27 protein-coding genes and 1 pseudogene are annotated in these 24528 nt (G+C 71.0%); 13 read left to right on the forward strand and 15 right to left on the reverse strand.

Annotated features, from left to right (window positions below; genetic code table 11):
* Window positions 1-53 precede the first annotated feature (53 nt).
* The 7 genes and pseudogenes from ACFV9G_RS01195 (at window position 54) to ACFV9G_RS01225 (ending at window position 8062) form a co-directional block, all read left to right on the forward strand.
* Window positions 54-641 carry a hypothetical protein gene (locus tag ACFV9G_RS01195; protein WP_378724123.1) on the forward strand — a complete coding sequence of 196 codons (588 nt, stop codon included), beginning with the start codon at window positions 54-56 and terminating at the stop codon, window positions 639-641.
* Window positions 642-651: 10 nt separating this feature from the next.
* Window positions 652-3006, forward strand: coding sequence for a phosphoenolpyruvate synthase (gene ppsA, locus ACFV9G_RS01200; RefSeq protein WP_378724126.1), 2355 nt, complete (start codon window positions 652-654; stop codon window positions 3004-3006).
* Window positions 3007-3180: 174 nt separating this feature from the next.
* Window positions 3181-4329, forward strand: a pseudogene (locus tag ACFV9G_RS01205) (GNAT family N-acetyltransferase); the annotation flags it as partial.
* Between the two features lie 283 nt (window positions 4330-4612).
* A complete protein-coding gene (locus tag ACFV9G_RS01210; RefSeq protein WP_378724129.1) occupies window positions 4613-5650 on the forward strand; it encodes an acetate--CoA ligase family protein in 1038 nt (345 codons plus the stop codon).
* Window positions 5651-5759: 109 nt separating this feature from the next.
* Window positions 5760-6731 carry a universal stress protein gene (locus tag ACFV9G_RS01215; RefSeq protein WP_378724132.1) on the forward strand — a complete coding sequence of 324 codons (972 nt, stop codon included), beginning with the start codon at window positions 5760-5762 and terminating at the stop codon, window positions 6729-6731.
* Between the two features lie 14 nt (window positions 6732-6745).
* Entirely contained in the window at window positions 6746-7162 is a 417-nt protein-coding gene (locus tag ACFV9G_RS01220; protein ID WP_378724135.1) for a pyridoxamine 5'-phosphate oxidase family protein, read from the forward strand.
* 9 nt (window positions 7163-7171) lie between these two features.
* Entirely contained in the window at window positions 7172-8062 is an 891-nt protein-coding gene (locus tag ACFV9G_RS01225) for a universal stress protein (RefSeq protein WP_378724138.1), read from the forward strand.
* Window positions 8063-8117: 55 nt separating this feature from the next.
* On the opposite strand, the gene ACFV9G_RS01230 is transcribed toward ACFV9G_RS01225, so the two are convergent.
* The 5 genes from ACFV9G_RS01230 to ACFV9G_RS01250 form a co-directional block, all read right to left on the reverse strand.
* Window positions 8118-9260 carry an NAD(P)/FAD-dependent oxidoreductase gene (locus ACFV9G_RS01230; protein WP_378724141.1) on the reverse strand — a complete coding sequence of 381 codons (1143 nt, stop codon included), beginning with the start codon at window positions 9258-9260 and terminating at the stop codon, window positions 8118-8120.
* Between the two features lie 2 nt (window positions 9261-9262).
* Window positions 9263-9457 carry a ferredoxin gene (locus ACFV9G_RS01235; protein ID WP_378724143.1) on the reverse strand — a complete coding sequence of 65 codons (195 nt, stop codon included), beginning with the start codon at window positions 9455-9457 and terminating at the stop codon, window positions 9263-9265.
* Window positions 9454-10878: a fatty acid desaturase gene (locus ACFV9G_RS01240; RefSeq protein ID WP_378724146.1), complete on the reverse strand. Its 1425-nt coding sequence runs from the start codon at window positions 10876-10878 to the stop codon at window positions 9454-9456. The genes ACFV9G_RS01235 and ACFV9G_RS01240 overlap by 4 nt, the downstream gene beginning before the upstream one ends.
* A gap of 112 nt (window positions 10879-10990) precedes the next feature.
* The gene (locus ACFV9G_RS01245) at window positions 10991-12181 is read right to left on the reverse strand and encodes a helix-turn-helix domain-containing protein (RefSeq protein WP_378724148.1); all 1191 of its coding nucleotides are present in this window, start codon (window positions 12179-12181) and stop codon (window positions 10991-10993) included.
* A gap of 36 nt (window positions 12182-12217) precedes the next feature.
* Window positions 12218-12745: a GNAT family N-acetyltransferase gene (locus tag ACFV9G_RS01250; RefSeq protein WP_378724151.1), complete on the reverse strand. Its 528-nt coding sequence runs from the start codon at window positions 12743-12745 to the stop codon at window positions 12218-12220.
* A gap of 273 nt (window positions 12746-13018) precedes the next feature.
* On the opposite strand from ACFV9G_RS01250, the gene ACFV9G_RS01255 reads away from it, so the two are divergent.
* Window positions 13019-14704 (forward strand): ABC-F family ATP-binding cassette domain-containing protein, encoded by a 1686-nt coding sequence (locus ACFV9G_RS01255; RefSeq protein ID WP_378724154.1) that lies wholly within the window; start codon window positions 13019-13021, stop codon window positions 14702-14704.
* A gap of 3 nt (window positions 14705-14707) precedes the next feature.
* On the opposite strand, the gene ACFV9G_RS01260 is transcribed toward ACFV9G_RS01255, so the two are convergent.
* Genes ACFV9G_RS01260 through ACFV9G_RS01275 form a run of 4 tightly spaced genes read right to left on the reverse strand, consistent with a single transcriptional unit; the run spans window position 14708 to window position 16909 of the window.
* Window positions 14708-15145, reverse strand: coding sequence for a DoxX family protein (locus ACFV9G_RS01260; RefSeq protein WP_378724157.1), 438 nt, complete (start codon window positions 15143-15145; stop codon window positions 14708-14710).
* Between the two features lie 30 nt (window positions 15146-15175).
* Complete coding sequence (locus ACFV9G_RS01265) at window positions 15176-15802, reverse strand: alpha/beta hydrolase (RefSeq protein ID WP_378724160.1); 627 nt, start codon at window positions 15800-15802, stop codon at window positions 15176-15178.
* On the reverse strand, window positions 15799-16308 hold the full coding sequence (locus tag ACFV9G_RS01270; RefSeq protein WP_378724163.1) for a VOC family protein: 510 nt from the start codon (window positions 16306-16308) through the stop codon (window positions 15799-15801). Before ACFV9G_RS01270 ends, ACFV9G_RS01265 begins: the two co-directional genes overlap by 4 nt.
* 25 nt (window positions 16309-16333) lie before the next feature.
* On the reverse strand, window positions 16334-16909 hold the full coding sequence (locus ACFV9G_RS01275; protein WP_378724166.1) for an NADPH-dependent F420 reductase: 576 nt from the start codon (window positions 16907-16909) through the stop codon (window positions 16334-16336).
* A 109-nt stretch (window positions 16910-17018) separates the two neighbouring features.
* Here ACFV9G_RS01275 and ACFV9G_RS01280 point away from each other — a divergent pair, with 109 nt between their 5' ends.
* From ACFV9G_RS01280 to ACFV9G_RS01290, 3 genes are all read left to right on the forward strand, one after another.
* On the forward strand, window positions 17019-17510 hold the full coding sequence (locus ACFV9G_RS01280; RefSeq protein ID WP_378724169.1) for a MarR family winged helix-turn-helix transcriptional regulator: 492 nt from the start codon (window positions 17019-17021) through the stop codon (window positions 17508-17510).
* Between the two features lie 76 nt (window positions 17511-17586).
* On the forward strand, window positions 17587-18345 hold the full coding sequence (locus ACFV9G_RS01285; protein ID WP_378724172.1) for an ArsR/SmtB family transcription factor: 759 nt from the start codon (window positions 17587-17589) through the stop codon (window positions 18343-18345).
* A 35-nt stretch (window positions 18346-18380) separates the two neighbouring features.
* Complete coding sequence (locus ACFV9G_RS01290; RefSeq protein ID WP_378724174.1) at window positions 18381-18761, forward strand: VOC family protein; 381 nt, start codon at window positions 18381-18383, stop codon at window positions 18759-18761.
* Here the strand turns inward: ACFV9G_RS01290 and ACFV9G_RS01295 are convergent.
* Window positions 18756-19388: a TetR/AcrR family transcriptional regulator gene (locus ACFV9G_RS01295; RefSeq protein ID WP_378724176.1), complete on the reverse strand. Its 633-nt coding sequence runs from the start codon at window positions 19386-19388 to the stop codon at window positions 18756-18758. The genes ACFV9G_RS01290 and ACFV9G_RS01295 overlap by 6 nt on opposite strands.
* A 61-nt stretch (window positions 19389-19449) precedes the next feature.
* On the opposite strand from ACFV9G_RS01295, the gene ACFV9G_RS01300 reads away from it, so the two are divergent.
* Window positions 19450-20712 (forward strand): oxygenase MpaB family protein, encoded by a 1263-nt coding sequence (locus ACFV9G_RS01300; protein WP_378724178.1) that lies wholly within the window; start codon window positions 19450-19452, stop codon window positions 20710-20712.
* 5 nt (window positions 20713-20717) lie between these two features.
* Here ACFV9G_RS01300 and ACFV9G_RS01305 read toward each other — a convergent pair whose 3' ends face one another.
* The 4 genes from ACFV9G_RS01305 to ACFV9G_RS01320 are packed head-to-tail and all read right to left on the reverse strand — an operon-like array spanning window position 20718 to window position 23630.
* Window positions 20718-21287, reverse strand: coding sequence for a TetR/AcrR family transcriptional regulator (locus ACFV9G_RS01305; RefSeq protein WP_378724179.1), 570 nt, complete (start codon window positions 21285-21287; stop codon window positions 20718-20720).
* A 29-nt stretch (window positions 21288-21316) separates the two neighbouring features.
* On the reverse strand, window positions 21317-21784 hold the full coding sequence (locus ACFV9G_RS01310; protein WP_378724181.1) for a GNAT family N-acetyltransferase: 468 nt from the start codon (window positions 21782-21784) through the stop codon (window positions 21317-21319).
* Window positions 21781-22224, reverse strand: a complete 444-nt coding sequence (locus ACFV9G_RS01315) for a hypothetical protein (protein ID WP_378724182.1) — start codon at window positions 22222-22224, stop codon at window positions 21781-21783. Before ACFV9G_RS01315 ends, ACFV9G_RS01310 begins: the two co-directional genes overlap by 4 nt.
* Window positions 22221-23630: an MFS transporter gene (locus ACFV9G_RS01320; protein ID WP_378724184.1), complete on the reverse strand. Its 1410-nt coding sequence runs from the start codon at window positions 23628-23630 to the stop codon at window positions 22221-22223. Before ACFV9G_RS01320 ends, ACFV9G_RS01315 begins: the two co-directional genes overlap by 4 nt.
* Window positions 23631-23787: 157 nt before the next feature.
* Here ACFV9G_RS01320 and ACFV9G_RS01325 point away from each other — a divergent pair, with 157 nt between their 5' ends.
* Window positions 23788-24000 carry a dodecin gene (locus tag ACFV9G_RS01325; RefSeq protein ID WP_378724186.1) on the forward strand — a complete coding sequence of 71 codons (213 nt, stop codon included), beginning with the start codon at window positions 23788-23790 and terminating at the stop codon, window positions 23998-24000.
* Window positions 24001-24008: 8 nt separating this feature from the next.
* Here the strand turns inward: ACFV9G_RS01325 and ACFV9G_RS01330 are convergent, their stop codons facing one another.
* Window positions 24009-24500: an Lrp/AsnC family transcriptional regulator gene (locus ACFV9G_RS01330; RefSeq protein ID WP_378724188.1), complete on the reverse strand. Its 492-nt coding sequence runs from the start codon at window positions 24498-24500 to the stop codon at window positions 24009-24011.
* Window positions 24501-24528 lie beyond the last annotated feature (28 nt).

Raw genomic sequence — 24528 nt, forward strand, 5'->3', positions numbered from 1 at the left:
GGTTGGCTGAAGGCGTCCGGCCAGCACGGGCCGGCGAGACCCAGGGAGGACTCATGACCTCAATCTCGACGCCCGGCTCGGCCACAACGCTGCCCGGGCACTACCCGATGCCCGCGGCACGGTTGCTGGCCGTGCTGAGGATCGCCTTCGGACTCACCTTCTTGTGGGCCTTCTTCGACAAGCTGCTCGCGCTGGGCTTCCACACCGGCGCGATCACCGACGACGCGGGCACCCGCACCGGCATCGACTTCTTCGCCGAGGGCCAGGCCTGGGTCAACGGAGGCAGCCCGACCGAGGGCTACCTCTCGAACGTGCCCGAGCACAACTGGCTGCAGGGCATGTGGAACGACATGGCGGGTGTGTGGTGGGTCGACTGGCTGTTCATGATCGGCCTGCTGGGGGTCGGACTCACCCTCACGTTCGGGATCGGCATGCGGATCGGCGCCATCGCCGGCGCGACCATGTACACGCTGATGTGGCTCTCCAGCTTCCCGCTGGAGAACAACCCGATCATCGACGACCACCTGCTCGGTGCCCTGACCGTCGGCGTGCTGGCGCTGACGTACGCCGGTGACACCTGGGGCTTCGGCAAGCAGTGGGCACGCGTGCCGGTCGTGATGCACCACGGATGGCTGCGATGACGGCCGGATCATGAGCCACCTGCGTACCTTCGGCGAGATCGGCATCGATGACGTCGCCCTGGTCGGCGGCAAGAACGCCTCGTTGGGCGAGATGTATCGCCGCCTCCATGATCGCGACATCCGTGTGCCCGACGGGTTCGCCGTCACAGCCGACGGCTATCGCCACGTCCTGCGTGAGTCGGGCATCGACTCCTCGCTGGAGACGGTCTTCGACGGTCTCGACGTCGACGACCGCAAGGACCTCGCCGAGCGGTCGGCCCGAGCCCGCGGCCTGCTCCTCGACGCGGAGCTTCCCCCGGACCTGGCCGAGGAGATCGTGGCGGGATACCAGGCGCTGCAACAGGAGTACGGGCGTGACGTCGCACTCGCCGTCCGCTCCTCGGCGACCGCCGAGGACCTGCCCGACGCGAGCTTCGCCGGCCAGCACGAGTCCTTCCTCCACGTCCAGGGGGAGGAAGCGCTGCTCGACGCCGTACGCCGCTGCTTCGCCTCGCTCTTCACCGACCGGGCGGTCGACTATCGCGCGCGGCACGGTTACGACCAGCTGTCGGTGGCGCTCTCGGTCGGGGTGATGAAGATGGTGCGCTCCGACCTGGCCTGCTCGGGAGTCTCGTTCACGCTCGACACGGAGTCGGGATTCAGGGACGTCGTGTTCGTGACCGGCTCCTACGGCCTGGGGGAGAACGTCGTCCAGGGCCTGGTCGAGCCCGACGAGTTCTACGTGCACAAGCCGACGTACGCCGCCGGCCACCGCGCCGTGCTGAGCCGTCATCTCGGCAGCAAGGCGGTGCGCATGGTGCTGGGTGAGACCGAGCCGGTGCGCGAGGAGCCCACGCCGCCACGCGAGCGCGACCGTTTCTGCCTCTCCGACGAGGAGGTGCTCGAGCTGGCCGGCGCGGCGATGACCATCGAGCGCCACTACGGCAGACCGATGGACATCGAATGGGCCAAGGACGGCACCGACGGGCTGCTGTACGTCGTCCAGGCGCGGCCCGAGACGGTCGCCGCCAGGAGACGACCGGCAGCCACGACCCGCTACGTCATCGAGGCGCACGGCGACCTGCTCACCACCGGCCGCGCGGTCGGCGCCAAGGTCGCGGCCGGACCGGCCCGGATCGTGCACGACATCGGGGAGGACAAGGTCTTCGCGCCCGGCGACGTGCTGGTCGCACCCAGCACCAGCCCTGACTGGGAGCCGCTGATGAAGATCGCCTCGGCGGTCGTCACCGAGCACGGCGGGCGCACCTGTCACGCAGCGATCGTCGCCCGCGAGCTCGGCATCCCGGCCGTGGTCGGGACCGGAGACGCGACCAGCACGATCGCAGACGGCGAGAGGATCACCGTCTCGTGCGCAGAGGGGGACGATGGCCATGTCTACCGAGGTCGGGCGGACTTCCACACGGTCGAGGTGGCCGGCGACCTGACGTCACGTCCGCGTACGCAGGTCATGGTCAACCTCGGGAACCCCGGGATCGCGTTCGAGTCCTCCTTCCTGCCCAACGACGGGGTAGGGCTGGCCCGGATGGAGTTCGTCCTCGCCGAGCACGTCCGGGTGCACCCGCTCGCCGCGCTCCATCCCGAGCGCATCGCGGACGACCGCCAGCGGGCGGAGGTCGAGCGGCTCGTCGGCGAGGACGGTGCGGCGTACGTCATCGAGAGGCTCGCCGAGGGGATCGGCACGATCGCGGCCGCGTTCCACCCCAAGCCCGTCGTCGTGCGGCTCTCCGATTTCAAGACCAACGAGTACGCCGCGCTCCTCGGCGGCGCTGCCTTCGAGCCGGCCGAGGCCAACCCGATGCTCGGCTTCCGGGGCGCGGCTCGCTACGCACACCCCGCCTACACCGAGGGCTTCGCCCTCGAGTGCGCCGCGCTGCGCCGGGTGCGCGAGACGATGGGGCTGGAGAACGTCGTCGTCATGGTGCCGTTCGTGCGTCGCCTCGACGAGGCCGACCGTGTGCTGGCCCGGATGGCGGAGCTCGGGCTGCGCCGTGGCGAGCACGGGCTGAAGGTCTACGCGATGTGCGAGATCCCGGCCAACGTCGTCCTGGTCGACGACTTCGCGCAGCGGTTCGACGGGTTCTCGATCGGCAGCAACGACCTCACGCAGCTCACCCTCGGGGTCGACCGGGACAGCGAGCTGGTCGACTTCGACTACGACGAGCGTGACCCGGCGGTGCAGAGGATGATCGGCCTCGCCGTCGAGGGCTGTCGCCGCAACGGCATCCACTCCGGCATCTGCGGCCAAGCGCCCTCTGACCACCCCGAGGTCGTGCGTGTGCTGGTCGGGCTCGGGATCGACTCGATCAGCGTCACCCCGGACTCTGTCGTCGCCGTCACCCGGACCGTCCTGGCCGCTGAGGGCTGAGCGATGGCCGAGGACGTGCTGCTGCGTGACGGCACCATCGCCCACGTCCGCGACGTCGACGTCAACGACCGCGACGCCCTGATCGCGCTCCACAACGGTCTCTCCGACCGCGGTCGCTATCTGCGGTTCTTCCACCTCGGCCGCACCGACGCCTCGCGCTTCGTCGACGACCTGATGTCGGGACTGGCCGCGGGGGAGGCGGTCGCCGAGCTGGCGGTCGTCGAGGACCGGGTGGTCGCGCTCGCCAGCGGGCTGAGCGTGCGCGACAGCGAGGCCGAGCTGGCGGTCGTCGTCGCCGACCACTACGCAGGGCGGGGTCTGGCGACCCTGGTGCTCGAGCACCTCGCGCTGGCCGCGCGCCGGGCCGGCGTCTCCACGTTCGTGGCCTATGTCCTGGCCCAGGACGCCTCTGCGTTCGACGTCCTGCGTCATTCCGGCTTCGTGCTCGCCGCGACGCCGCACCGCGAGACCGTGGAGGTGCGGTTCCCGGTCTGGCCGATGGAAGGCGTGATCGCGGCGGCGACAGCGCGAGAGATGAGCGCCGACGCCTCCTCCGTCCGGGGGCTGCTGAGGCCACGGTCGGTGGCCGTGGTCGGAGCCAGCAGGCGGGAGAACCATCCCGGACACCTGGTTGTGCAGAACCTGCTGCAGGCGGGCTTCACCGGGAGCATCTACCCCGTCAACCCGCACCGCGAGACGATCCTCGGTCTGGCCTGCGCCTCCTCGGTCCGCCAGATCGCCGAGGTGGTCGATCTGGCGGTGATCGCCGTGCCCGCCGCCGAGGTCGTCGAGGTGGTCCACGAGTGCGCGCGAAGCGGCGTCCGCGACCTGGTGATCCTTGCCGACGGCTTCGCGGAGTCGGGCCCGGAGGGAGCCAGGCTGCAGGACGAGGTGCTGGCCACGGCCCGGTCCGCGAACATGCGCCTGGTCGGCCCCAACTGCCTGGGCATCGCCAACACCGACCCGGAGGTACGCCTGGATGCGACCTTCTCCGCCACGCCGCTGCATCGCGGTCGGATCGCGATGATGACCCAGTCCGGTGCCGTCGGCATCGCCGCGCTGCGTCGGGCGGCGGATCTCGGTGTCGGCCTCTCGTGCTTCATCTCGGCGGGGAACAAGGCAGACGTGAGTGGTAACGACCTGCTCATGTACGCGGCCGAGGACGACGCCACCGACGTGGTCGCGCTCTGCCTGGAGTCCTTCGGGAATCCGCGCAAGTTCTCCCGGGTCGCCAGGTTGCTGTCCCGGCACAAGCCGATCGTCGCGCTCGTCGGGGGGAGCGGCGATGCGGCAGCCGGCGACGCCGCGGTGGCCGCGCTCTTCCGCCAGTGCGGGGTGATCCGTGTCGCGGGGTTGGAGCAGCTGCTGCAGACCTCGAGCGTCCTGGCGAACCAGCCCCTGCCGCTGGGAGGCCGGGTCGGCATCGTGAGCAACGCCGGTGGCCCCGCGGTGCTCGCCGCCGACGCCTGCTTGGTCGAGGGGTTGCGTCCGGTGACGTTGAGCGAGCCGATGGTCGCCCGGATCCGGGAGATCGTCCCGGGGGGCGCCGTCGGTACGCACCCCCGTCGACCTCGGCTCCGGGGTCACCTCCGAGGAGTACGCAGAGGTGCTGGCCACCCTCGGGCACAGCGGGGAGGTGGACATGCTGATCGCCCTGCACACCCCGCTGCCCGCGCTGAGCGACGCAGCCTTCGAGCGGGCGGTGCGGACGGCGTGCCGGGGGCTGAACTCGACCGGTCCGGGACAGCGTGTCCCGGTGGCCACGGTCGGGGTGATGCTCGGGCGCATCGGTGCCACCCGGCCGGTCAGCGCCGGTCGGCATCGGGTGCCGATGTTCTGGTTCCCCGAGGACGCCGCTCGGGCGCTCGCCCCCATCGCCCGCCATGCCGAATGGCGGGCCACCCCACCCGGCCGGCCGGCGTCCGTCGACGGCGCGGACCGAGCCGCGGCCAGGGCGGTCGTGCGAGAGGTCCTGGCCGACTCCCCGACCAGCCGGTCGCTCTCGCCGCCCGAGGTGGAGCGGCTGCTGGGGGCGTACGGGATCGAGGTCGTGCCGGGCGCCCTGGCCGACGGGGTCGAGGAGGCGGTCGAGGCCGCCGACCGGCTGGGCTTCCCGGTCGTGATGAAGCTCGCCGACCCCGACATCGTCCATCGCACGGATCTGGGTGGGGTACGCCTCGACATCACCGACCCCGACGGTGCCCGCGCAGCGGCGCGAGAGCTGCTGGAGATCCCGACGGGGCGGCCGGGCCTCCTGGTGCAGCGCCAGGCCCGGCCGGGACCCGAGCTGATCGTGGGTGTCGCCCAGGACGAGGTGTTCGGGCCGTTGGTGACGTGCAGCTACGGCGGGATGGCGACCGAGCTGATCGGCGACCGGTCGTACCGGCTGGCGCCGCTGAGCGAGACCGATGCCGCCTCGGCGCTCAGAGAGCTGCGCACAGCGCCGTTGCTGTTCGGGCACCGCGGCGCCCCCGAAGCCGACGTCGCCGCCGTGGAGAACCTGCTGATCTGCCTCGGCCGCCTCGCCGACGACCTACCTCAGGTCGCCGAGGTCGATCTCGATCCCGTCATCGTGCACGAGCACGGCCTGGCGGTCCTCGACGCGAAGGTCCTGCTGGCCACGGGGCACCACGGCGTCGGCTGAGCGGACCTGGCCCATGTCGGCTCATGCCGGTCCCGGACCGACCAAAGGCCTTTGGTTCGGGCCGACGGTCCCTGTCCGCCGATCACCTCGCTCCCCAAGGCTTGGAGTCATGAGCGAGAGCAGGGATCTGATCCTCGCGGGGGTCGACGGCACCGATGGCGGGCTGGCCGCCGCTCGCTACGCCGCCACGGAGGCGGCCCGGGCCGGCGTCGCGCTGCACCTCGTCTATGTGGTCGACCCGTATGCACCGCCGCTGCCGACCTGGCCGCCGGCGCCCAGGGACCCGGACTCGAGGATGGGCAAGCTGGGGCGAGCGATCCTTGCCGAGGCGGAGGACGCCGTCGCGGACAGCGGCGCGGTGGTGAGCACCTACCTGCTGCTCGGCCGCCCGGCGTCGGTGCTGGTCAAGGCGGCCGCCAAGGCGCGCCTGCTCGTGCTCGGTGACCAGAGACGCAGCATGTTCGACCGGCTCATCACCTCCTCGATCCTCGGCCCTGTCGCGGCACACTCGGCCGTACCGATGGTCGTCGTCCCCTCCGCCTGGTCGGGAGAGGACGGACCTCGCAACATCGTCATCGGCATCCAGGACGCCACCACCTCCGTCGCCCTGGTACGCCGCGGTCTGGAGGTGGCGGCTGCACGCGGGGCCCGGCTACGGCTGCTGCACGCCTGGCACACGTTCGGTGCGTACCAGGACTACCTCACCGTCGGGAGCGAGGAGCGGGCGTGGACCGACCGGGCCGAGCGCGAGCTGACCGCGACCCTCGAGGCCGCCCGGAGCACCTCGGACCCGTCGACCGCCCGGGTGGACGCACGGATCGAGGTGGTGCACGCCCAGGCGGCGTACGCCCTGGTCGAGGCGTCCCGGCATGCCGGGCTGCTGATCCTGGGCAGGGGCCGGCACCTCCTCGGCCTGGGGCAGCTGGGCGGAACCTCCCGGGCGGTGCTTCGGGAGAGCAGCTGCCCGGTCGAGATCAACACACACGTGGCCCCGGCGTTCGAGGGGGGCGCCGGGGCCGCCGAGGCCACTGTGGGCCTCGGCACGACAGCCGACGAGCCGGCCCCCTCCGGACGACCGTGATGAAGGAGCAGAGGATGTACCTGGCAGCACGATGGTTTCCGGGACACCTGACCACGATCGACCGCGACGAGTGCCTGGAGCTGCTCGAGCGCAGCGAGGTCGGACGGGTCGCCTTCGGCGACTCGGAGGGACCGATGGTCCTACCGGTCAACCACGTCATGGTCGGAGAGCGGATCGTGTTCCGCACCGCCCCGCACACGGCCATGGCGGACCATGTCGGGACCGGACCGGTGTCGTATCAGATCGACGAGTTCGACTCCTACACCTCTTCGGGCTGGAGCGTCCTGGTGCGGGGGACCGCGGAGTTCGTCGACGGCGTCTGGCTGACCGCGCACGACCTCAAGCCGGAGCCGTGGGCCGACGGCCGGCGGACGCTGTTCGTCTGCATCACCCCGAGCCAGATCACCGGCCGGCGCGTGGTGCCGGTCTGAGGAGTCGAGATGACGTACGAAACCATCATCCCCGTGGGCGCTGTCCTGGTCGGCGTCGAGAGCTGGCCGGCAGCGGCCGAGAGCGTGTCCTGGGCTGCCGAGCAGGCGTTCCGGGACGGACGCGACCTGTGCCTGCTCCATGTCGTGTCCGCCACGACCCTGGACACCCCGCCCGGGTTCCGGGCGGGTGGTCCCTCGGAGCCCGAGCAGGACTACGGGGCGACCGTGCTGGACAGGGTGAGGAGCTACGCCGAGCTTCGCCTCGACGAGCTCTCCAGGGCCACGACGTTCATCGGCCACCGGCGTCCGGTGGTGAGCATCGTGCTGGAGATCGGGTCCGCGGCCCGTGCGCTGGACGAAGGTTCCAGGAACGCGTCGCTCCTCGTGCTCGGATCGCGGGGGAGAGGGCCGATCCGCAGCCGCATCCTCGGCTCGGTCAGCAGGTCCACTGTCAAGGACGCACGGTGTCCGGTGGTCGTGCTGCGCCCGGGTGGGGGAGCCGTGGGCCGAGGGGTGATCGTCGGCATCGACGGGACCGCCGACTCGGCGCCCGCCCTGGAGTTCGGCTTCGCTCAGGCAGCCCTGCGGAACCTGCCGATCACCGTGCTGTACTGCTACCGCCTCCACGGCGCCGACCGTCGCGACGAGTACCGGCTGCTGGCAGCGGAGTGCGTGGCAGGACTGCGGGAGCGCTTTCCGGACATGCACCCGCGCCTGCGGATCGAGTCGGGAAGCCTGGCGCACGCGCTCGCGGAGCAGTCCCAGACCATGCACATGGTCGTGGTCGGCGGGAACGGAGGCGTGGCCAGCCACCTCCTGGACCACGCGCACAGCGTCGTCGCTGTGGTCCCCTCGGCGCTCTCCCGCGCCGACACGTCGCCTCCGGCGACCGCGGTGTGAGCGCGGTGTGAGCGCGGTGTGAGCGCCGGACGACGGCGCGGCTCTCGGTGTGGGCTCAGCGGCGGCCGGCCAGCGCGCGCCGGAGCCTGGCGATCGGGCCCGGGCTGTCGATCCCGACCGCGCCCACCTCGTTGCCGTCTCGCCGGTAGAGGATGAACCCGTCCTCGCGCTCCTCCTCCTCGGCTGCCGTGGTCTCGCCGACGACCTGGATCCGGCGACCGTGCCAGGTCGACCAGGCGAACGGGACGGAGGCGAAGACCTCGCCTGCTCCGGCGGCGTTCGCCCCGGCGACCCGACCCTGCTCTCCGGCGGCGGTCCAGTGCTCGCTGCGCTCGCCGTCGACGCACGCCACGTCACCTGCGGCCCAGACCCCGGGCGCGCCGGTGGCGAGCCGGCGGTCGCAGAGGACTCCGCCGGTGCGGTCGTCCAGGGCGACGCCGCTCCCGGCGAGCCACGCCGTCGCCGGACGGGCGCCGATGCCCAGGACCACGGCATCGGCGGCGAGGGTCTCACCGGTGCTCAGCTCGATCTTCTCGATGCCGCGGTCCGAGCTGCGTACGCCGGAGACGGTGGTCCTGGTGAGCAGCCTGACGCCGGCGTCGGCGTGGAGCTGCATCAGCCGCGCGGCGCCGAGCGGGCCGACCGCGCGCTCCAGCGGGCGGCTGCTCGCCTCGACGACGGTGACCTCGATGCCGCGGGCGCGGGCGCTCGAGGCGATCTCGGAGCCGATGAACCCGGCGCCGACGATCACCACGTGGCGCGCGCGGGCCAGCGAGTCCCTGACGGCCAGTGCGTCGTCGTAGCGCCGGAGCACGTGCACGTTGGGCAGCCCTGTCAGCCCCGGCAGGGTGGTGGCGGTGCTGCCGGTGGCGATCACGAGCGCGTCGTAGCCGAGCTCTCCGGCGCTGGTGGCCACCGTGCGCCGCTCGGTGTCGAGGCCGTGGGCCCGCACCCCGGAGAGGTGGTGCACCCGCAGCTCCTCGAGCACCTCGCTCGAGCGCAGCACCGGCACGCCGGGCTCCTCCTCGCCGGAGAGAACCGCCTTCGACAGCGGCGGTCTGTCATACGGCGGGTGGCGCTCGTCGCCGACCATCGTGATCGGCCCGGACCAGCCGGCCTGACGCGCGCCCTCGACGGCGCGGAGCCCGGCCAGGCCGGCCCCGACGACCAGGAGATGACGGTCGTGGAGAGAGGACATGCTCACCCCCGGAGACGGAGCGCGGAGACCGGGCAGGAGTCGATGGCGGCCCGGACGTACCCGCGGTCGGCGTCGGGCACCTCGTCGGTGAGGACCTCGACGAGGCCGTCGTCGCCGATCTGGAAGTAGGTGTCGGCCTGGGTCTCGCACATGCCGATGCCCTCGCACACCGTCTTGTCCGCTTCGATGGCACTCATCGCGCGACCTCCTTCAGGTCGTGGTCCGTCAGCGGGACGAAGTCGACCTTCTCGCGTACGCCGCAGTCCGGGCAGCACCAGTCGTCGGGGATGTCTCGCCAGGCGGTGCCGGCCGCGAAGCCCTCGAGCTCGTTGCCCACCGCGACCTCGTAGACGTAGCCGCAGCCCGGGCACCGGCCGGCGGCGACCTCGTCGTGGAAGGTCTGCCGGGTGACGTCGTCGACGTCCTCGTGCGTCGGCTCGGCGGCCGGGGGCGGGAACGTGGCGAGCAGCTTGTCGAGCCGTCCGGGACGTACGTTGGCCAGCCGTACGTCGCCGTCGAAGTGCGCGACCACGCGCTTGTCCATCACCCGGCGCCACAGCGGCGGGACCAGGGCCAGCACGATCATCCCGGCATAGCCGGTCGGCAGTGCCGGGGACTCCCGGTAGTCACGCAGGGTCTGGTAGCGCCGGGTCGGGTTGGCATGGTGGTCGCTGTGCCGCTGCAGGTGGTAGAGGAGCACGTTGGTGGCGATGTTGTTCGAGTTCCACGAGTGCATCGGCAGCACCCGCTCGTAGCGCCCCGACGTGGTCTTCTGCCGCAGCATCCCGTAGTGCTCCAGGTAGTTGACGACCTCCAGCAGGGAGAACCCGATGACGGCCTGGAGGACGAGGTAGGGCAGGATCCCGACGCCCAGCCACAGCGTCATGGCGGTCCACAGGGCCACGCTCATCAGCCAGGCGTTGAGCACGTCGTTGCCGAGGTGGAACGGGTGGGTGCCCTTGCGCCGGTAGCGCTTGGCCTCCAGGCCCCAGGCACTCTTGAGCGAGCCGAAGACCGTGCGGAACCAGAACCCGTAGAGGGTCTCGCCCATCCGGGAGGAGGCCGGGTCCTCGGGGGTCGCGACGCGTACGTGGTGGCCGCGGTTGTGCTCGATGTAGAAGTGACCGTAGAAGCTCTGCGCGAGCGCGATCTTGGACAGCCAGCGCTCGTGGCTCTCCTTCTTGTGGCCGAGCTCGTGGGCGGTGTTGATGCCGATGCCGCCGATGAACCCGATGGTGAGGGCCAGGCCGATCTTGTGCGCCAACGGCCAGTCCTGGATCGCGATCAGGTACATCGCGAAGGCGAACCCGGCGTACTGGATCGGGAGGAACGCGAAGGTGATGTAGCGGTAGTACCTGTCCTCCTCGAGCTCCTCGATGACGTCGTCGGGCGGGTTGGAGCGGTCCAGGCCCGCCGCGAAGTCGATGGCCGGGACGAGTCCCAGGACCACGATCGGACCCGTCCACAGGAACACGCCCCACCCCGTCAGGGCGTAGCCGCCCACGGCGATGAAGGCGAAGGACGGGACCACGAGTCCGAGGAGCCACAGGTAGCGCTTCCGGTCCCGCCACCTCTCGGTGGAGCCCCTGTCGACGGTGCCGCTGGCGTCGAGTGTCATCTGCTGCCTCCTGTGAGGTCGGTTACGTCTCCTGTCAGAATGGACGTAGGCAGCAGGGAAGTCTCTGGCCGATCAGGCCGAATCGGTCACGGATTACTGTGTTTTTTCACAGTCATGGCCGCAGGAAGGCGTCGTGGTAGTCGAGCGCCAGCAGCAGGTCACCGGCCCGCTCGCGCAGCGGGTGGCCCAGGAGCCCCTCGGCCTGGGCGAGGCGGTAGCGGATGGTGTTCTTGTGGATGCCGAGCCGTTCGGCGAGCCGGTCCGCGGTCTCGGCGGAGGTGAGCACCTCCCGCACGGTCTCGCGCAGCCGGTCGTGATGGGCGTCGCCCAGGCCGCGCAGCGTCGTCCGGGTGAACCGCTCGGCGGCCGCGGGGTCGTGCGCGATGAGCACCAGCGCGGCCACGTCGCCGTAGGCGGTCACCGCCTCCTGGCGCCCTCGCGCCAGCGCGACCCGCTGGGCCGCCCGGGCGTCCCGGTGCGCGGCGACGAAGCCGTCCAGACCGCCTCCACCGACACCGACGGTCACCCGGACGGCGGCGGGATCGATGCCCGTCCCGTCGATGGTCTCGCGCCGTTCACCCATGGCGAGCCAGGCCCACACCTCCCGGCCGCCGGGGCGCACCAGCACAGAACGGGGGTGGCCCGCGCCGCGGGCGACAGCGCCGAGCGCCGGCTCGAGCTGCTCGATGGCATCGGCGGTGAGCGCGTGCGCGACCAGCGCGACGTGACCGGGGATCTGGACCGGATGGCCGTCGAGGGCGGCGGACAGCTCGGCGGGGGAGACGCTGCGGTCGCCCAGCGCCTGCGAGACCACCTCGAAGCGGCGGGCGTCCCCACGCTGCCGGATCCGGTCCATCTCGGTCTGGTGCAGCAGCACCGACTGCTCGACCGAGGAGCCGAACCACGCGGTCGCCTTCGTCCAGAACCAGACCAGCAGGCCCGCGCGGTCGAGGTCGCTCGGCGCCTCCTCGACGACCTGCACCGCGAAGTCCCAGCTCGCCTCCTGCGCCCGCTGGTAGATCTTGAGCAGCAGCGGGAGACCGAGATGGCGGCGGGCGATCTCGAGCGCCACGGTGCGCGCGGTCGGCACCAGCTCGAACGGCTCGTTCGACTGGGTGAGGCCGTCCAGGAAGGCGTACCAGTGCTCTTCGACGGCCGCCAGGAGCAGCGGCCGGAGATCGGCCAGGTCGACCTCGCCGTCGGCCAGGATCGCGTCGGCCGTCGAGGCTGCCCAGCGGGCCACCTCCTCCGGGCGACGTTGTTCGGCGGCGAACGCCGTCACCCAGGCATCGAGCTCGGTCATCGCGTCCACCTCTCTCGACGTGCCGGCGGTGGCAGTTTACAAAGCCGCAGGGATCTCCATCCGCAGGAGCGCACCGGGCCAGGGCTCGGGCTGACCGGTGTCGACCGTGAAGTGCTTCTCGAGGACGAACCCGAATCCTTCGTACGTCCGGACGAGCGCCTGGTCGTCGCCGGCGTAGCAGTCGAGCCTCATCTGCGTCGCACCCCGCTGTCGTGCGATCTCGACGGCGTCGTCGACCAGCATCCGGCCGAGGCCGGAACCGCTTCGGGCCCGGTCGGTGACGAGCAGCTGCAGGTAGAGCTCGGGGATCGGTGCGGGCTCGACGTACGGGAGTGGTTCCTCGGCCAGGACGCACACCCCGACGACCTGGCCGTCGGCCTCGGCGATCCGCGCGGTGCGCTCGGTGAGCATCGTCCGGATCTGCTCGACCCTGGCCTCGATGGTGGAGAACGGCTCCGCGCCCCACTGCCCGGTACGGCCCTGTGAGGCGAGCCAGGCGACAGCGGCGTCGAGGAGGTTCAGGGCGTCGGGGAGGTCGGCGACCGACCCGGGTCTGACATGCATGGACGGAACGTTGGCAGGGCCGGGTGCGCCTGTCGAACACTTTCCGTCGTGGGGGCGTCTCGAACAAATGGATCGCGCGCGGGCACTCGGCCCGCTAACGTTCACGGCGATGGGAACTCTGAAGTAACCGATCGGGACGCTGCGTCGAGGTTTCTCCGCAGCGGGTCCTGAGCGACCGCGTCGTCCGATCGGCGCGCTCGAGGTCCGTTTCCGATCCCGCATCCGGCCGATGCGTATCGCCGTGGTGGTGCCCCGCCGCGGAGAGGAGTCCTCATGTTCCCGTCTGCTTCATTCCGTTCCACCTCCGAGCGCAGCCATCGTGTCTGCGAGCTGCGCTCGGCGACGGTCCGCTTCGCCGAGCGGATCGTTCTCGACCGTGTCGACCTCGTGGTCGGCCCGACCGACCGTCTCGTCGTGATCGGCGACAACGGCGCCGGGAAGTCGACGCTGCTCGATGTGCTCGCCGGTGTCGTCACACCGGTCGCCGGAGAGACTCGCGTCGTCGTCCCCGGCGGCATCGCGCACGCCTCCCAGGAGCCCCGGTTCCCGGCCGGAGCGACGGTACAGGACTCCGTCGACCTCCTGCTCGCGGACCTGCGCGCGCTCGAGTCACGGATGAGGTCCTGCTCCGATCGTCTCTCGGTCGCCGACGATGACGAGCAGCCTGCGCTGCTCGAGGAGCTCGGCGACCTCGTCGATGCCTACGAGGCGCGCGACGGCTACGGCGTCGACCGTCGCGTCGACGCCGCCCTCGACCAGCTCGGCTTGGGCGGCCTCGACCGCGGACGCCTGGTCCAGGAGCTCTCCGGAGGAGAGCGAGCTCGTCTCGCCCTCGCCGTCGCGCTCTCGTCCAACGCCGACCTGCTGCTGCTCGACGAGCCGACGAACGACCTCGACGGCACGTCGCTGGCATGGCTCGAGGAGCGTCTTGCCGCGCATGGCGGTGCGATGGTGGTGGTCACGCACGACCGCGCCTTCCTCGAGCGGTTCGCCGACGTCATCGTCCAGGTGCGCGACTCCGGGCTGCGTCGCTACGGCAACGGCTATGCCGGCTTCCTGGTCGCGCGGGCGACCGAGCGACGACGCCAGGCCGAGCGGCATGAGCAGTGGAAGGCGGAGCTTGCCCGCAACGAGGCCCTCGTCGCGGCGAACGCGTTCCGGCTCGACGCGCTCCCGCGCAAGCTCGAGCGCGACGGGTTCGGGCACGGCGCGTTCCGTGCGCGCAGCCGCGACCACGGGGCGATGGGGCGGATCCGGATGGCGAAGGAGCGCGTGGCCAGGCTACGGGCCGCGCCCCTCGCGCCGCCGCCCGAGCCGCTCCGGTTCGCGGCCGGTCTCGCGGGAGAGCGGGCGCCGGCCGACGAGCCCTACCTCGCTCTTCACGACGTACGCCACGAGGCGGGCGCTCGGCTGAGGATGGCCGAGTGGGAGCTGCATGCCGGGGACCGCTGGCTGGTCACCGGTCCCAACGGGGCCGGCAAGACCACCCTGCTGCGGCTGCTGGCCGGCGAGATCGCCACGGGCACCGGGGCGATCGACCGAGCCTCGGGAGTGCGGGTCTCGTGGCTCCGGCAGGATGTCGCGGCACCATCGGCCGGCTCGGTCATCGGCGTGTTCGCCCGTGCCGTGGGAATCCATCGCGACGACGCCGTCGAGCGGCTGCGCCGGTTCGGGCTGCTTCGCGCCGAGGACCTGGGTCGTCAGGTGCGGGCCCTCTCGGTCGGGCAGCGCCGCCGCCTCGACCTGGCGATCGCGCTGGCGGATCCCGGTGACGTACTGCTGCTGGACGAGCCGACCAATCATCTCGACCCCGAGCTCGTCGAACAGCTCGAGGATGCGCTCGACGCCCATCCCGGCACGGTCGTGACGGTCACACACGACCGTCATTGGATCCGCCGCGCCTCCGCGTCGCGGCGAGTGCGCGTGGGCGGAGGCACGGCGGAGGTGGTCGACGAGTGATCCTCAGGCCTCGGCCCGGGCCCTCGAGCCGATGGCGTGGTCGATGCTGACGCGGCCCGGACCTGCTGCGGCCAGGGCGATCGCGATGGCCGCGACGACCGCGACCAGCTCCCAGCCGCCCTGGTCGACGAACACGCCGGATCCACGATGGGCGAACCAGAAGGCGCCGATCATGTCGATGAGGACCAGGGCGGCGGCCACCGGCGTCAGCAGACCCAGCACGAGCAGCACGCCGCCGGCGAGCTCCACGAGCGCGGCGAAGGTCGCGGCCGCCTGAGCGACCGGGACACCCATCGCCTCGAAGGACTGCGCGGTCCCGTCGAGCGTGTAGGTGGCGAACTTCTGCCAGCCATGGGCGATGAGGACGGTCCCGACGAGAAGCCGGGCGGCGAGCAGACCCAGGTCGACGGCGGGAGCAGGGAGGGATCGTCCGAGTTTCATGTGTTCCTTCTCGTGGTGTTCAGGGGGCGTTCAGCTGGGGCGTACGTGGGTGGCGACCCAGGAAGCGAGCTCGATCACCGCGGCCGCGGTGATGCCGTGGCCGCCGGGGTCTCGGTGCGCCACCGTCGGGGCGCCCGACTCCTCGAGCAGATAGCGCCAGGTACGGTCCAGCAGCTCGCGCGGGATGACCTGGTCGGCCTCGCCCTGGGCGACCATGACCGGCAGGTCGGCGAGCCGGCCGGCCTCGACCGGGACGCCGGCGTCGAAGGGAAGCGTGCCGTACAGGACGGCGACGCCGGCGAACCGGCCAGGCTCCTGAAGCGCCAGCCCGCCGGCGAACGCGGCGCCGCCGCTGAACCCGACGAGGACGACCGGACGACCCTCCGGCGCGACACCGTCGAGCCACTCCCGGAACCAGCCCATGGTCTCCGTCAAGGACTCGGCGACGGGGCGGCCGATCCCACGGTTGGCGAACCAGGCATACCCGCCGCCCTCGGCGATCGGGGCGCGTACGGCCACATAGGCCGGACCGGCGGGAAGATGCTTGGCGAGCTCGATGATCTCGTGCTCGTGCGACCCGCGGCCGTGGAGCAGCACCACCAGGGGAGCGTCGGGGTCGGTGCTGCCGTGGCTCGCGGTGTGGACCGGGGTGCTCATCGCTCCTCCGGCCGGTTCAGCTCGGCGGCCGTACGGACCCCGCTCCAGCGGGCGACGTCCTTGGCCAGGTCGAGCCGGTCGACCGGGGCGGCGTTCTCGAACTCGCCCCAGTCGGCTCGCGGCAGCATCCACATCACCTCGAACTCGTTGCCGTCGGGGTCTGCGCCGTAGATGCTCTTGGTGGCGCCGTGGCTGGACTCCCCGGTGAAGGCCCCGAGCTCGGCCAGCGTCATCCGGGCCTGCTCGAGCTCGTCGATCGTGTCGACCTGCCAGGCGAGGTGGTAGAGGCCGAGGGAGCCGTGCGGCCGCGGCGGCTGCGGCCCGACCCCGAACAGGCCGAGGTCGTGGTGGTTGCCGGACAGGGGAAGCCGCAGGAAGGCGGCGTTGGCACGCGGCTCGCGCGCCATGACCGTCATGCCGAAGGCCGCCTCGTAGAACGCGATGCTGCGTTCGAGGTCGGAGACGAACAGGACGGCGTGGTTGAGACGTACCGGGCTGACGGTCATCGTGGGACTCCTCGGGTGAGAGCGATCAGGCGACGACGCCGAAGCCGCCGGTCCAGGAGACCTGCTCGGCCGCGGCCAGGGAGATCTGCAGGAAGCCGAGCGCCTCGAGCTCGCGAGCCCGCTTGAGCGCGCCGGCATCGATGGAACGCAGGCCGGCGGAGGTGACGACCTCGGCCAGTGTCGCCTTGGCGTCGGCGTCGTCGCCGGCGATCTGGACGGCGGTGGTCAGGTCACCGACCGCGCCCGCGGCCAGGGTCGCGGCGAAGGTGGTGTTGAACGCCTTCAGCACGCGCGAGTCGGGCAGCGCTGCGGCGATCTCCGCGGCGGCGGAGCTGTCGGCGGGGACGGTGAGGGAGTCGAAGGTCTCGAAGTTCACCGGGTTGGTGATGTCGACGACGATCTTGCCGGCGAGGTCGGCGCCGCGCTGCAAGACGATCTCGCTCAGCGCGGGGTAGGGGACGGCGAGCACGACGACGTCGCCGCTCGCGGGGGTGGCGGCGTCTGCCTTGCCGAGCAGCTGGACCGAGTGTCCGCCGCGGCCGGCGAGTGCCGCGATGGCCTGGCCCATGTTGCCGGTGCCGATGATCGAGATGTCTGTCATGTCGGATTCTCCTCGAATGAAAAGTTGTTGCTACAACAAAACTCTCACGAAAAGGTTGTAGCGTCAAGTTTTTGGTTGTAGTGACAAGCAGCCGGGCTAGAATGGGCCTGTGGATGATGTCTGGCTGGATGAGGACGAGATGGCGGCCTGGCTGCGCCTGATCGCGATCGTGGAGCTGCTGCCGGGGGTGCTCGACTCCCAGCTGCGCCGTGATGCCGGCCTGAGCCACTTCGAGTACTTCGTCCTGGCCATGCTGTCCGAGGCGGAGGACCGCACGCTGCGGATGACCGCTCTGGCCCACCGCACCAACTCGACGCTGGCACGGCTGTCCCATGTGGTGCGTCGCCTCGAGGAGCGGGGGCTGGTCGAGCGGTTCCCGTGCCCAGAGGACGCGCGCGCCACGAACGCCCGCCTCACCGATGCCGGCTGGGAGGTCGTGGTCGCTGCCGCGCCCGGCCATGTCGCGAACGTACGCGGCAACGTGCTCGACGGGCTGAGCGCCGAGCAGGTTCGCGAGCTCACCAAGGTCGGCGACGCGCTGCTCGCCCGCCTGGACCCGCAGGGGAAGATGACGGCCCTCTACAAGCCGGAGGAGTCCTAGGCGCTGTCGCCCGGGGTCGCGAACGGCCCGTTTCCGTCCCTTGACATGAAACCAAATGGTTTCCTATTGTGGCCGTGTGGAACAGGTGTTTCGAGCCCTTGGTGACCCGACTCGGCGGGCGCTGCTCGACGCACTGCTGCAGGAGGACGGGCAGACGCTCTCCTCGCTGGTCAGCCGCCATGCCATGACCCGCCCGGCGGTGGCCAAGCATCTGGCGATCCTCGAGGACGCCGGACTGGTGGTCGTCGCGCGCCGGGGGCGCGAGAAGCATCACTTCCTCAACGTCGTACCCATCCGCGAGATCCATGACCGCTGGGTGACGAAGTACACCGAGACCTGGGCGAGTGGCCTCGCCGAGCTGAAACGAGACCTGGAGCGCACGATGGAGAAAGTCTTCGAGATCTACGTCCGCACCACACCGGAGCGACTGTGGGCGGCGATCACCGATCCGCAGATCCGCGCGAAGTATCACTTCGGCGTCGGGGTGCACTCCGACTGGACCCCGGGATCCGCCTTCACGATGGTGCACCCGGGCGCCGACGGCCCGCTCGCGGAGGGCGAGAACATCGTCGTGGAGCCGCCGACACGACTCGTGCAGTCGATACGCACGCTCTGGTCCGAAGCTGCCGAGGAGCAGGGCACCACGCGGGTGACCTGGGAGATCGAGCCGGTCGGCGACTCCTGCCGCCTCACCGTCACCCACGACCAGCTGCGCGGCGACGCGCCTCCGGAGCTTTACGGCGGCTGGCCCATGATCCTGTCCGGCCTCAAGACCTGGCTGGAGACGGGGGAGACCCTGACCACCCCGGGCTCGCAGATGTACGGCCCCAGCTGATCCTGCATCGACGTCATCGACCGAGAGGAACCCTGATGAGCACCATCACCGATATCCGCACCGTCGGCATCACCACCGCCGACCAGGACAAGGCCATCGCCTTCTACCGCGACACCCTGGGCTTCGTCGTACGACTCGACGTCGACGGTCCGACCCGCTGGATCGAGGTCGCGCCGGCCGGGGCCGACGTCTCCCTCGCCCTCGTCGCGGGCGACCGCCCGGCAGGGGAGGTCATCGAGACGGGGATCCGGTTCAACGTCCCCGACGCGGCCGCCGAGCGCGACGCGCTCAGCTCCCGCGGGGTGAGCGTCGGCGAGCTGCTGCTCTGGCCGGGCGTACCGCCGATGTTCACCTTCGACGACCCCGACGGGAACCGTTTCGTGATCCTCGAGCAGACCGTGGCCGAAGGATCATGACGACCCCGCGTCCCGGATGGCCTCGCCTGATCCAGCGGCGTGGCCCAGGTAGCCCGCGGTGAGCGCCACCATCTCCTCGAGGACGGCCTCGCGCGGGTAGGGCGGTCGGTCGAGCACCCAGCGCAGCGCGATGTTCTCCATCGCCACCACCAGCACCCAGGCGGTGAGCTGCGGGTCCGGGCGGGTCTTCGCGACCGATCCGGCGTGCAGATAGGCGGCCGTGAGGTCACGTACGCGGGTGACGAGGGCCGCGTGGCGATCTCGGTTGCGGGAGGCGGGGAGCTCTTCGATCAGGACGCGCAGGAGGGTCGGATCCTGCTCCAGCCCCGCGAGCAGTGCGTCAGCGACCGACCGGATCGCCGGTATGCCGGTGCTGGTCGTCTGCAGCGCCAGCGCAGAGGCGGTGCGCTCGGAGACGTCGTCCCAGTAGCGGCTGATCACGATGTCGAGGATCGAGGCCTTGTCGGAGAAGTACTGGTAGAGCGAACCCGGACTGATGCCGGCAGCGGCCGCGACGCGATTGGTCGAGAACGTCTCGTAGCCGTCGTCGACCAGCACCTGGCGCCCGGCCTCCAGGATGCGCTCGACAGTCGCCTTCGAACGGGCCTGGGTGGGTGTCTTGCGCATGCCTCTACGTTAGGCAGAACGCGAATTGAAAGCGAGCTCCTGCTCGCATCACGCTGGAGGTATGACCACACTCGCGCAGCAGGGCACCCAACCCACCGGATTCCCGACACGTTTTCGCGAAGGTGAGGCGCGCGGCCGCCGTCTCGGCCGGCCGTTGCGCCTCCTGGGCCGCATCGACGAGGTCGACGAGGACCTGATGGAGCGGATCGGGCGGGCGTTCGGCGAGCGTGACGACGCCGGGGCGCGCCTCGCGGAGGCGATCCGGATGCGAGCCGGGACTCCGGGCAAGGTCACGATGACCCAGCTGCGTACTGCTCTGGAGCACGGTGTCGCGGCGGTGGACTCCCCGCCCCCGGCGCTCGCCGAGTTCTTCGCCCAGGTCGAGGCCACCCCGGACTGGGTCGACCGGGACCTTGTCGACGAGGGCGGCCGCGTGTTCGCGCGACTCGGCCAGAACGCGGCCGACGTGCTGCTGCAGCTCTCGCTCATCAGCGGCTACCGGTTCGGTGGCCCGCCGGACCTGCTCGTGGCCACCGGCGGCCTGACCGGCAGCACCACCCGGCGGCGCCTGGGGGAGACCCAGCACTGGGCGGTGAGCCTGCGTACGCCTGGTGGGCTGCGGCCGCCGGAGCCGGGATCGCCATCGGGTGAGGCGTGGCGGCTCACCGTCCACGTACGCGCCATGCATGCGCTGGTCAACGCCGGGTTCGAGCAGCGGTGGGACACCGGCAGATGGGGCCTGCCGATCAACCAGGCCGACCAGGCGGCCACGCTGGGCCTGTTCGACGGCGTACTCATCATCGGGTGCCGGGCACTGGGAGTGCCGGTCTCCAGGCGGGACGCCCGGGCGCTGATGCATCTGTGGAAGTACGTCGGCTGGCTGATGGGCGTCGACGAGGACTTCCTCGTCGACGACGAGTGGGAGCGGCACCGGATCAACTATCACGTGCTGCTCTCGCAGGCCGAGATCTCCGCGGCCGGTCCGCAGCTGGCGCAGGCGGCGGTCGAGGTCCAGCGCGATCGCAGCTATCCGGGCTGGCCGGCTCCCTTGCAGCGGGTGCGTGGCTGGTACGAGACGGAGCGGCTCCTCTCGATGCTGACCGTCTTCCTCGGGGTCACGTCGATGCGCGAGCTCGGCCTGCCGACGAGGCCGCCGTGGGCGCACGCCTACGTGGTGCCGCTGAACCTAGTCAGGTATCGGGTCCTCGGCCGGACTGCGAAGGGCCGGGTCCGGCTGGAGAGACGAGGTGCCCGCAATGCCGACTCGCTGCTGGCCAGCTACTTCGGCGGTGAGCGCGCGGCGGTCGGCAACCTTCCGGAGTGAGCGGGTCAGCCGGGAGGGGTGAGGGCGGCCTGGACGGTGCCGTCGATCAGGCCGGCGGCGTCCGCGGCCGCGATCTCGCCGCGGTAGACGGCGCCGGAGGCCGCGTGGAGGACGCTCTGGAGCAGGGTCAGCTGCCACTGCAACGGCTGGTCGTCGCGGAAGCTGCCGTCGCCGCGACCGCGCTCCATGAGCGGCTTCCAGCGGTCGATCAGCCCGAGGTGGACCGCCTGGAACTGCTCGTGGGGCATGCTCTGCTCGGCGGCGACGATCAGCGCGCCGTACTGCTGGGTCAGGCGCCACGAAGCCTCGAGGAGCCGGCTGAGCGCGGCACGGGGATCGCCGTCGAGATCGACGGCTCCGAGGGCCTCGTCGGACTGCTGGATCGCGCGTTCGACGACCTGGGTCACGAGGATGGCTCGGGACTCGAAGTGGCCGTAGAGCGTGACCCGGCCGACGCCGGCCGCCTTGGCGATGTCGGCGACGCTGACGTCGGGATCGCGGGCGAGGCAGGCGGTGGCCGCGTCCATGATCGACTCGATGTTCTTGCGTGCGTCGGCGCGCTTGAGGGTCGTCACTGCCTGAACCTCCCACGAGATGTTGAACATCATTGTATAGGTTGCGCGGCTCCGCTCCACGCACACATCACCTTCGCGCGGACGGCGGCGCCGAGGCGTCGGTAGAACCGGATCGCGGCGTCGTTGTCGGGTTGTACGCCCCAGGTGATCGTCAGGCCGCCCGAGCGTCTCGCCAGCTCCGTCATGAGCAGCCGGCCGACGCCGGCGTCGCGATGGCCGGGGCGGACGTAGAGGTCGTCGAGGGCGACGATGTCGCTGCCCGACCACAGGTGCAGGCGGCGTACGGACGAGACGTAGCCGGCCGGCTCTCGGTCGATCTCGGCGAGCAGCACGGTGATGTCCGGGCGCCCGAGATAGCCGGCCCACTGCTCGGCGGTCACGGTGACCGAGTCGGACTGGGCCTGGTGGGCGGCGATCTCCTTGACGAGCATCAGCACGGTCTCCGCGTCCTCCGGGGTGGCCTCGCGTACGACGACGTCGGGTCGGGTGGGTGTCATGCCGGCTCCTGGTCGGTGGCGGTGCGGGCGTGGTGCGCATGGCCGCCGGAGTATTCGCCGGGGCGCGCGAGCATCGCGGCGAGCATGAGGAGCAGCATGAGTACGTGGCCGAGCAGCATCAGGCCGTCGGCGTCGATGGCCCCGAGCCACAGGAACGGGAAGAGGACCACGAAGCCTGCGTACATCGCGGCCGACATCTCCACGACCGGCCTCCAGGCGTGGCCGCGGAAGCGCATCCAGGCGGCCATCGGGATCACCATCGTGGTGGCCATGACCAGCGACTCGACGTCGGTGCGGTGCGGCCAGGCGTCCGCCGGCTGGCTGGCGGTGGCGAGCATCCAGAGCGGGTAGAGCACCATCATCCCGACGAGCATCGCGATGATCATCTGGAGGTAGTGGAGCGCGAAGGTGAGCCTGGGTGATCTCGTGGCCTTCGTCATGACGCGGTCTCCTGGTGGGTGGTGGTGGGTGTGGGTCCGGGGATCAGCGCCCCGGCGAGGACGGCGGCGAGCGCGGCGATGACGGCCGCGACCAGGTAGGCCCTCTCGAAGCCGTCGGTGGTGCCTTCGACGAGGCTGGCCGCGGCGACGCCGGACATCACCGCGGCGCCGAGCGAGGCGCCGAGCTCGTGGAAGGTGCTCAGGATCCCGGAGGCCACGCCTGCGAGCTGCGGCTCGACCTGGCTCAGGGCCGTCGCGGCCGCGACCACGAAGAGGACGCCGAGGCCGGCGGAGCCGACGCTGACCGCGACCACGGTGGACGCCGTGCTCATGCTGATCGCGGGTACGACCAGCCCGGCCGCGGCGATGAGGAGCCCGGCGACGCCGAGGGCGCGAGCACCGAGGCGGCCGATGAGCCTGCCGGCCAGCTGCGCGCCGACCATGGTCGCGGCGGCGACGGGCAGGAACAGCAGCCCGGTCGCGAGCGGCCCGTGCCCGGCCGCGCCCTGCAGGTAGAACGTGCCGAGGAAGAAGACCGCCACCATCAGCCCGGTCGCGACGAACAGCACGAACGTGCCGGACAGGACCGGTCGCCGCGTGACGAGGCCGGGATCGATGAGGGGGTGTCGCGTACGCCTCAGCCAGCCGGCCAGGACGGCATATCCGAGGATCCCGGCGCCGATGAGGCCGAGGGTGCGGCTCGAGGTCCAGCCCTCGTCGCCGGCCTCGATGAAGCCCAGGATCAGCAGCCCGGTGGAGGCGGTGACGATCAATGCGCCGACGAGGTCGAGACGTACGTCGCCTCCCCAGGCGGGCAGCGGCGGGAGCAGTCGGGCCAGGAGGGCCGCCACGACGATGCCGACGGGCACGTTGATCAGGAACACCCACTCCCAACCCGGCCCGGCGGTCAGGGCGCCGCCGAGAAGCACGCCGATCGCCGCCCCTCCGGCCCCCAGCGCCGACCAGATCCCGAGCGCGCGGTTGCGCTCCTCGCCGTCGAAGAGCCGGACCACGATCGAGAGGGCGGCGGGGGAGAGCATCGCCGCGCCGACCCCCTGCGCGACCCTCCCGCCGATCGCCAGCTCCGCGCTGGTGGCGAGGCCGGTGGCCAGCGAGGCCACCGTGAACGTCGTGAGCCCCACGAGCACCACGGGCTTCGGGCCGAACAGGTCGGCAGCCCGGCCGCCGAGCAGCATCAACCCGCCGAAGGCGAGCGTGTACGCACTCACCACCCAGGTCAGCGCATCGCGCCCCAGCCCCAGGTCGGCGCCCATGTGCGGCAGCGCGATCGCCACGACGGTGACGTCGAGGATGAGCATGAACTGCGCCAGCCCCAGCAGCCCGAGCAGCCGCCATCGGCGCGGATCGGCGGACTGGTCGACGGTTTCGTCGGTATCTGAAGTCATGGCGCTCCTCCTCGAGGGGACAAGTTGAACACTGATGTACGAGATACTAACTCGAACATCAGTGTTCGACAACGGTGTTCTCGGAAGGTCGCCCTTGCACGGTCCCGATGTCGCGCCCATGGTGGGTAGAGCGAGCATCGAGAGAAGGGGCGAGACCATGGCTTCACACACCTACCGCGTCACCGAGATCGTCGGAACCTCGGACGAAGGACTCGAGCAGGCGATCCGCAACGGCGTCGGCCGAGCAGGCAAGACGCTTCGTCACCTGGACTGGTTCGAGGTCACCCAGATCCGCGGACACGTCGACGACGACGGCATCCAGCACTTCCAGGTCGGGCTGAAGGTCGGCTTCCGGATGGAGGACGACTGACGGCGCCGCTACGCGGGGTCGCGGGGCAGCACGCCCGGCCCCTCGCGGAGCTCGAAGACGAGCTGCGTCTCGGTCTGGCGTACGACCCGGTGGACGGTCACGTGCTGCAGCACGAAGTCGCGTAGGGCCTCGGCGTCCTCGACGGCGACGTGGAGGTGGAAGTCGTCCGCGCCGGCGAGATGGAAGGCCTGGATCACGCCGTGGGTCGCGGTCAGGTCGTCATAGAGCTTCTCGACGTGCTCCTGGCTGTGGCTCCCTAGCCGCACCTTGATCACGGCCTGCAACGGATAGCCGAGGGAACGGACGTCGACGTCGAGGCGGCGGCCGGTGATGACGCCGTTGTCGCGCAGGGCGCGCAGCCGGTAGGCACAGGTCGACTCGGCGAGGCCGAGACGCGAGGCGAGGGCCTTGTTGGTGAGCTCGGGATTGGTGCCGAGCTCGCTCAGGATGCGGCGATCGACGGAGTCGAGGGTGGTTGCGGAGGGTTGTTCTTTCGCCAACGGTTCCTACCTGGGTCTGGGTCCGAGT

Source organism: Nocardioides sp. NPDC059952 (assembly GCF_042730435.1).
GTDB lineage: Bacteria > Actinomycetota > Actinomycetes > Propionibacteriales > Nocardioidaceae > Nocardioides.

Coding starts and splice junctions, on each gene's coding strand:
- ACFV9G_RS01195 (WP_378724123.1), top strand. CDS start 54: ATGACCTCAATCTCGACGCCCGGCTCGGCCACAACGCTGCCCGGGCAC.
- ppsA (WP_378724126.1), top strand. CDS start 652: ATGAGCCACCTGCGTACCTTCGGCGAGATCGGCATCGATGACGTCGCC.
- ACFV9G_RS01215 (WP_378724132.1), top strand. CDS start 5,760: ATGAGCGAGAGCAGGGATCTGATCCTCGCGGGGGTCGACGGCACCGAT.
- ACFV9G_RS01220 (WP_378724135.1), top strand. CDS start 6,746: ATGTACCTGGCAGCACGATGGTTTCCGGGACACCTGACCACGATCGAC.
- ACFV9G_RS01225 (WP_378724138.1), top strand. CDS start 7,172: ATGACGTACGAAACCATCATCCCCGTGGGCGCTGTCCTGGTCGGCGTC.
- ACFV9G_RS01230 (WP_378724141.1), bottom strand. CDS start 9,260: ATGTCCTCTCTCCACGACCGTCATCTCCTGGTCGTCGGGGCCGGCCTG.
- ACFV9G_RS01235 (WP_378724143.1), bottom strand. CDS start 9,457: ATGAGTGCCATCGAAGCGGACAAGACGGTGTGCGAGGGCATCGGCATG.
- ACFV9G_RS01240 (WP_378724146.1), bottom strand. CDS start 10,878: ATGACACTCGACGCCAGCGGCACCGTCGACAGGGGCTCCACCGAGAGG.
- ACFV9G_RS01245 (WP_378724148.1), bottom strand. CDS start 12,181: ATGACCGAGCTCGATGCCTGGGTGACGGCGTTCGCCGCCGAACAACGT.
- ACFV9G_RS01250 (WP_378724151.1), bottom strand. CDS start 12,745: ATGCATGTCAGACCCGGGTCGGTCGCCGACCTCCCCGACGCCCTGAAC.
- ACFV9G_RS01255 (WP_378724154.1), top strand. CDS start 13,019: ATGTTCCCGTCTGCTTCATTCCGTTCCACCTCCGAGCGCAGCCATCGT.
- ACFV9G_RS01260 (WP_378724157.1), bottom strand. CDS start 15,145: ATGAAACTCGGACGATCCCTCCCTGCTCCCGCCGTCGACCTGGGTCTG.
- ACFV9G_RS01265 (WP_378724160.1), bottom strand. CDS start 15,802: ATGAGCACCCCGGTCCACACCGCGAGCCACGGCAGCACCGACCCCGAC.
- ACFV9G_RS01270 (WP_378724163.1), bottom strand. CDS start 16,308: ATGACCGTCAGCCCGGTACGTCTCAACCACGCCGTCCTGTTCGTCTCC.
- ACFV9G_RS01275 (WP_378724166.1), bottom strand. CDS start 16,909: ATGACAGACATCTCGATCATCGGCACCGGCAACATGGGCCAGGCCATC.
- ACFV9G_RS01290 (WP_378724174.1), top strand. CDS start 18,381: ATGAGCACCATCACCGATATCCGCACCGTCGGCATCACCACCGCCGAC.
- ACFV9G_RS01295 (WP_378724176.1), bottom strand. CDS start 19,388: ATGCGCAAGACACCCACCCAGGCCCGTTCGAAGGCGACTGTCGAGCGC.
- ACFV9G_RS01300 (WP_378724178.1), top strand. CDS start 19,450: ATGACCACACTCGCGCAGCAGGGCACCCAACCCACCGGATTCCCGACA.
- ACFV9G_RS01310 (WP_378724181.1), bottom strand. CDS start 21,784: ATGACACCCACCCGACCCGACGTCGTCGTACGCGAGGCCACCCCGGAG.
- ACFV9G_RS01315 (WP_378724182.1), bottom strand. CDS start 22,224: ATGACGAAGGCCACGAGATCACCCAGGCTCACCTTCGCGCTCCACTAC.
- ACFV9G_RS01320 (WP_378724184.1), bottom strand. CDS start 23,630: ATGACTTCAGATACCGACGAAACCGTCGACCAGTCCGCCGATCCGCGC.
- ACFV9G_RS01325 (WP_378724186.1), top strand. CDS start 23,788: ATGGCTTCACACACCTACCGCGTCACCGAGATCGTCGGAACCTCGGAC.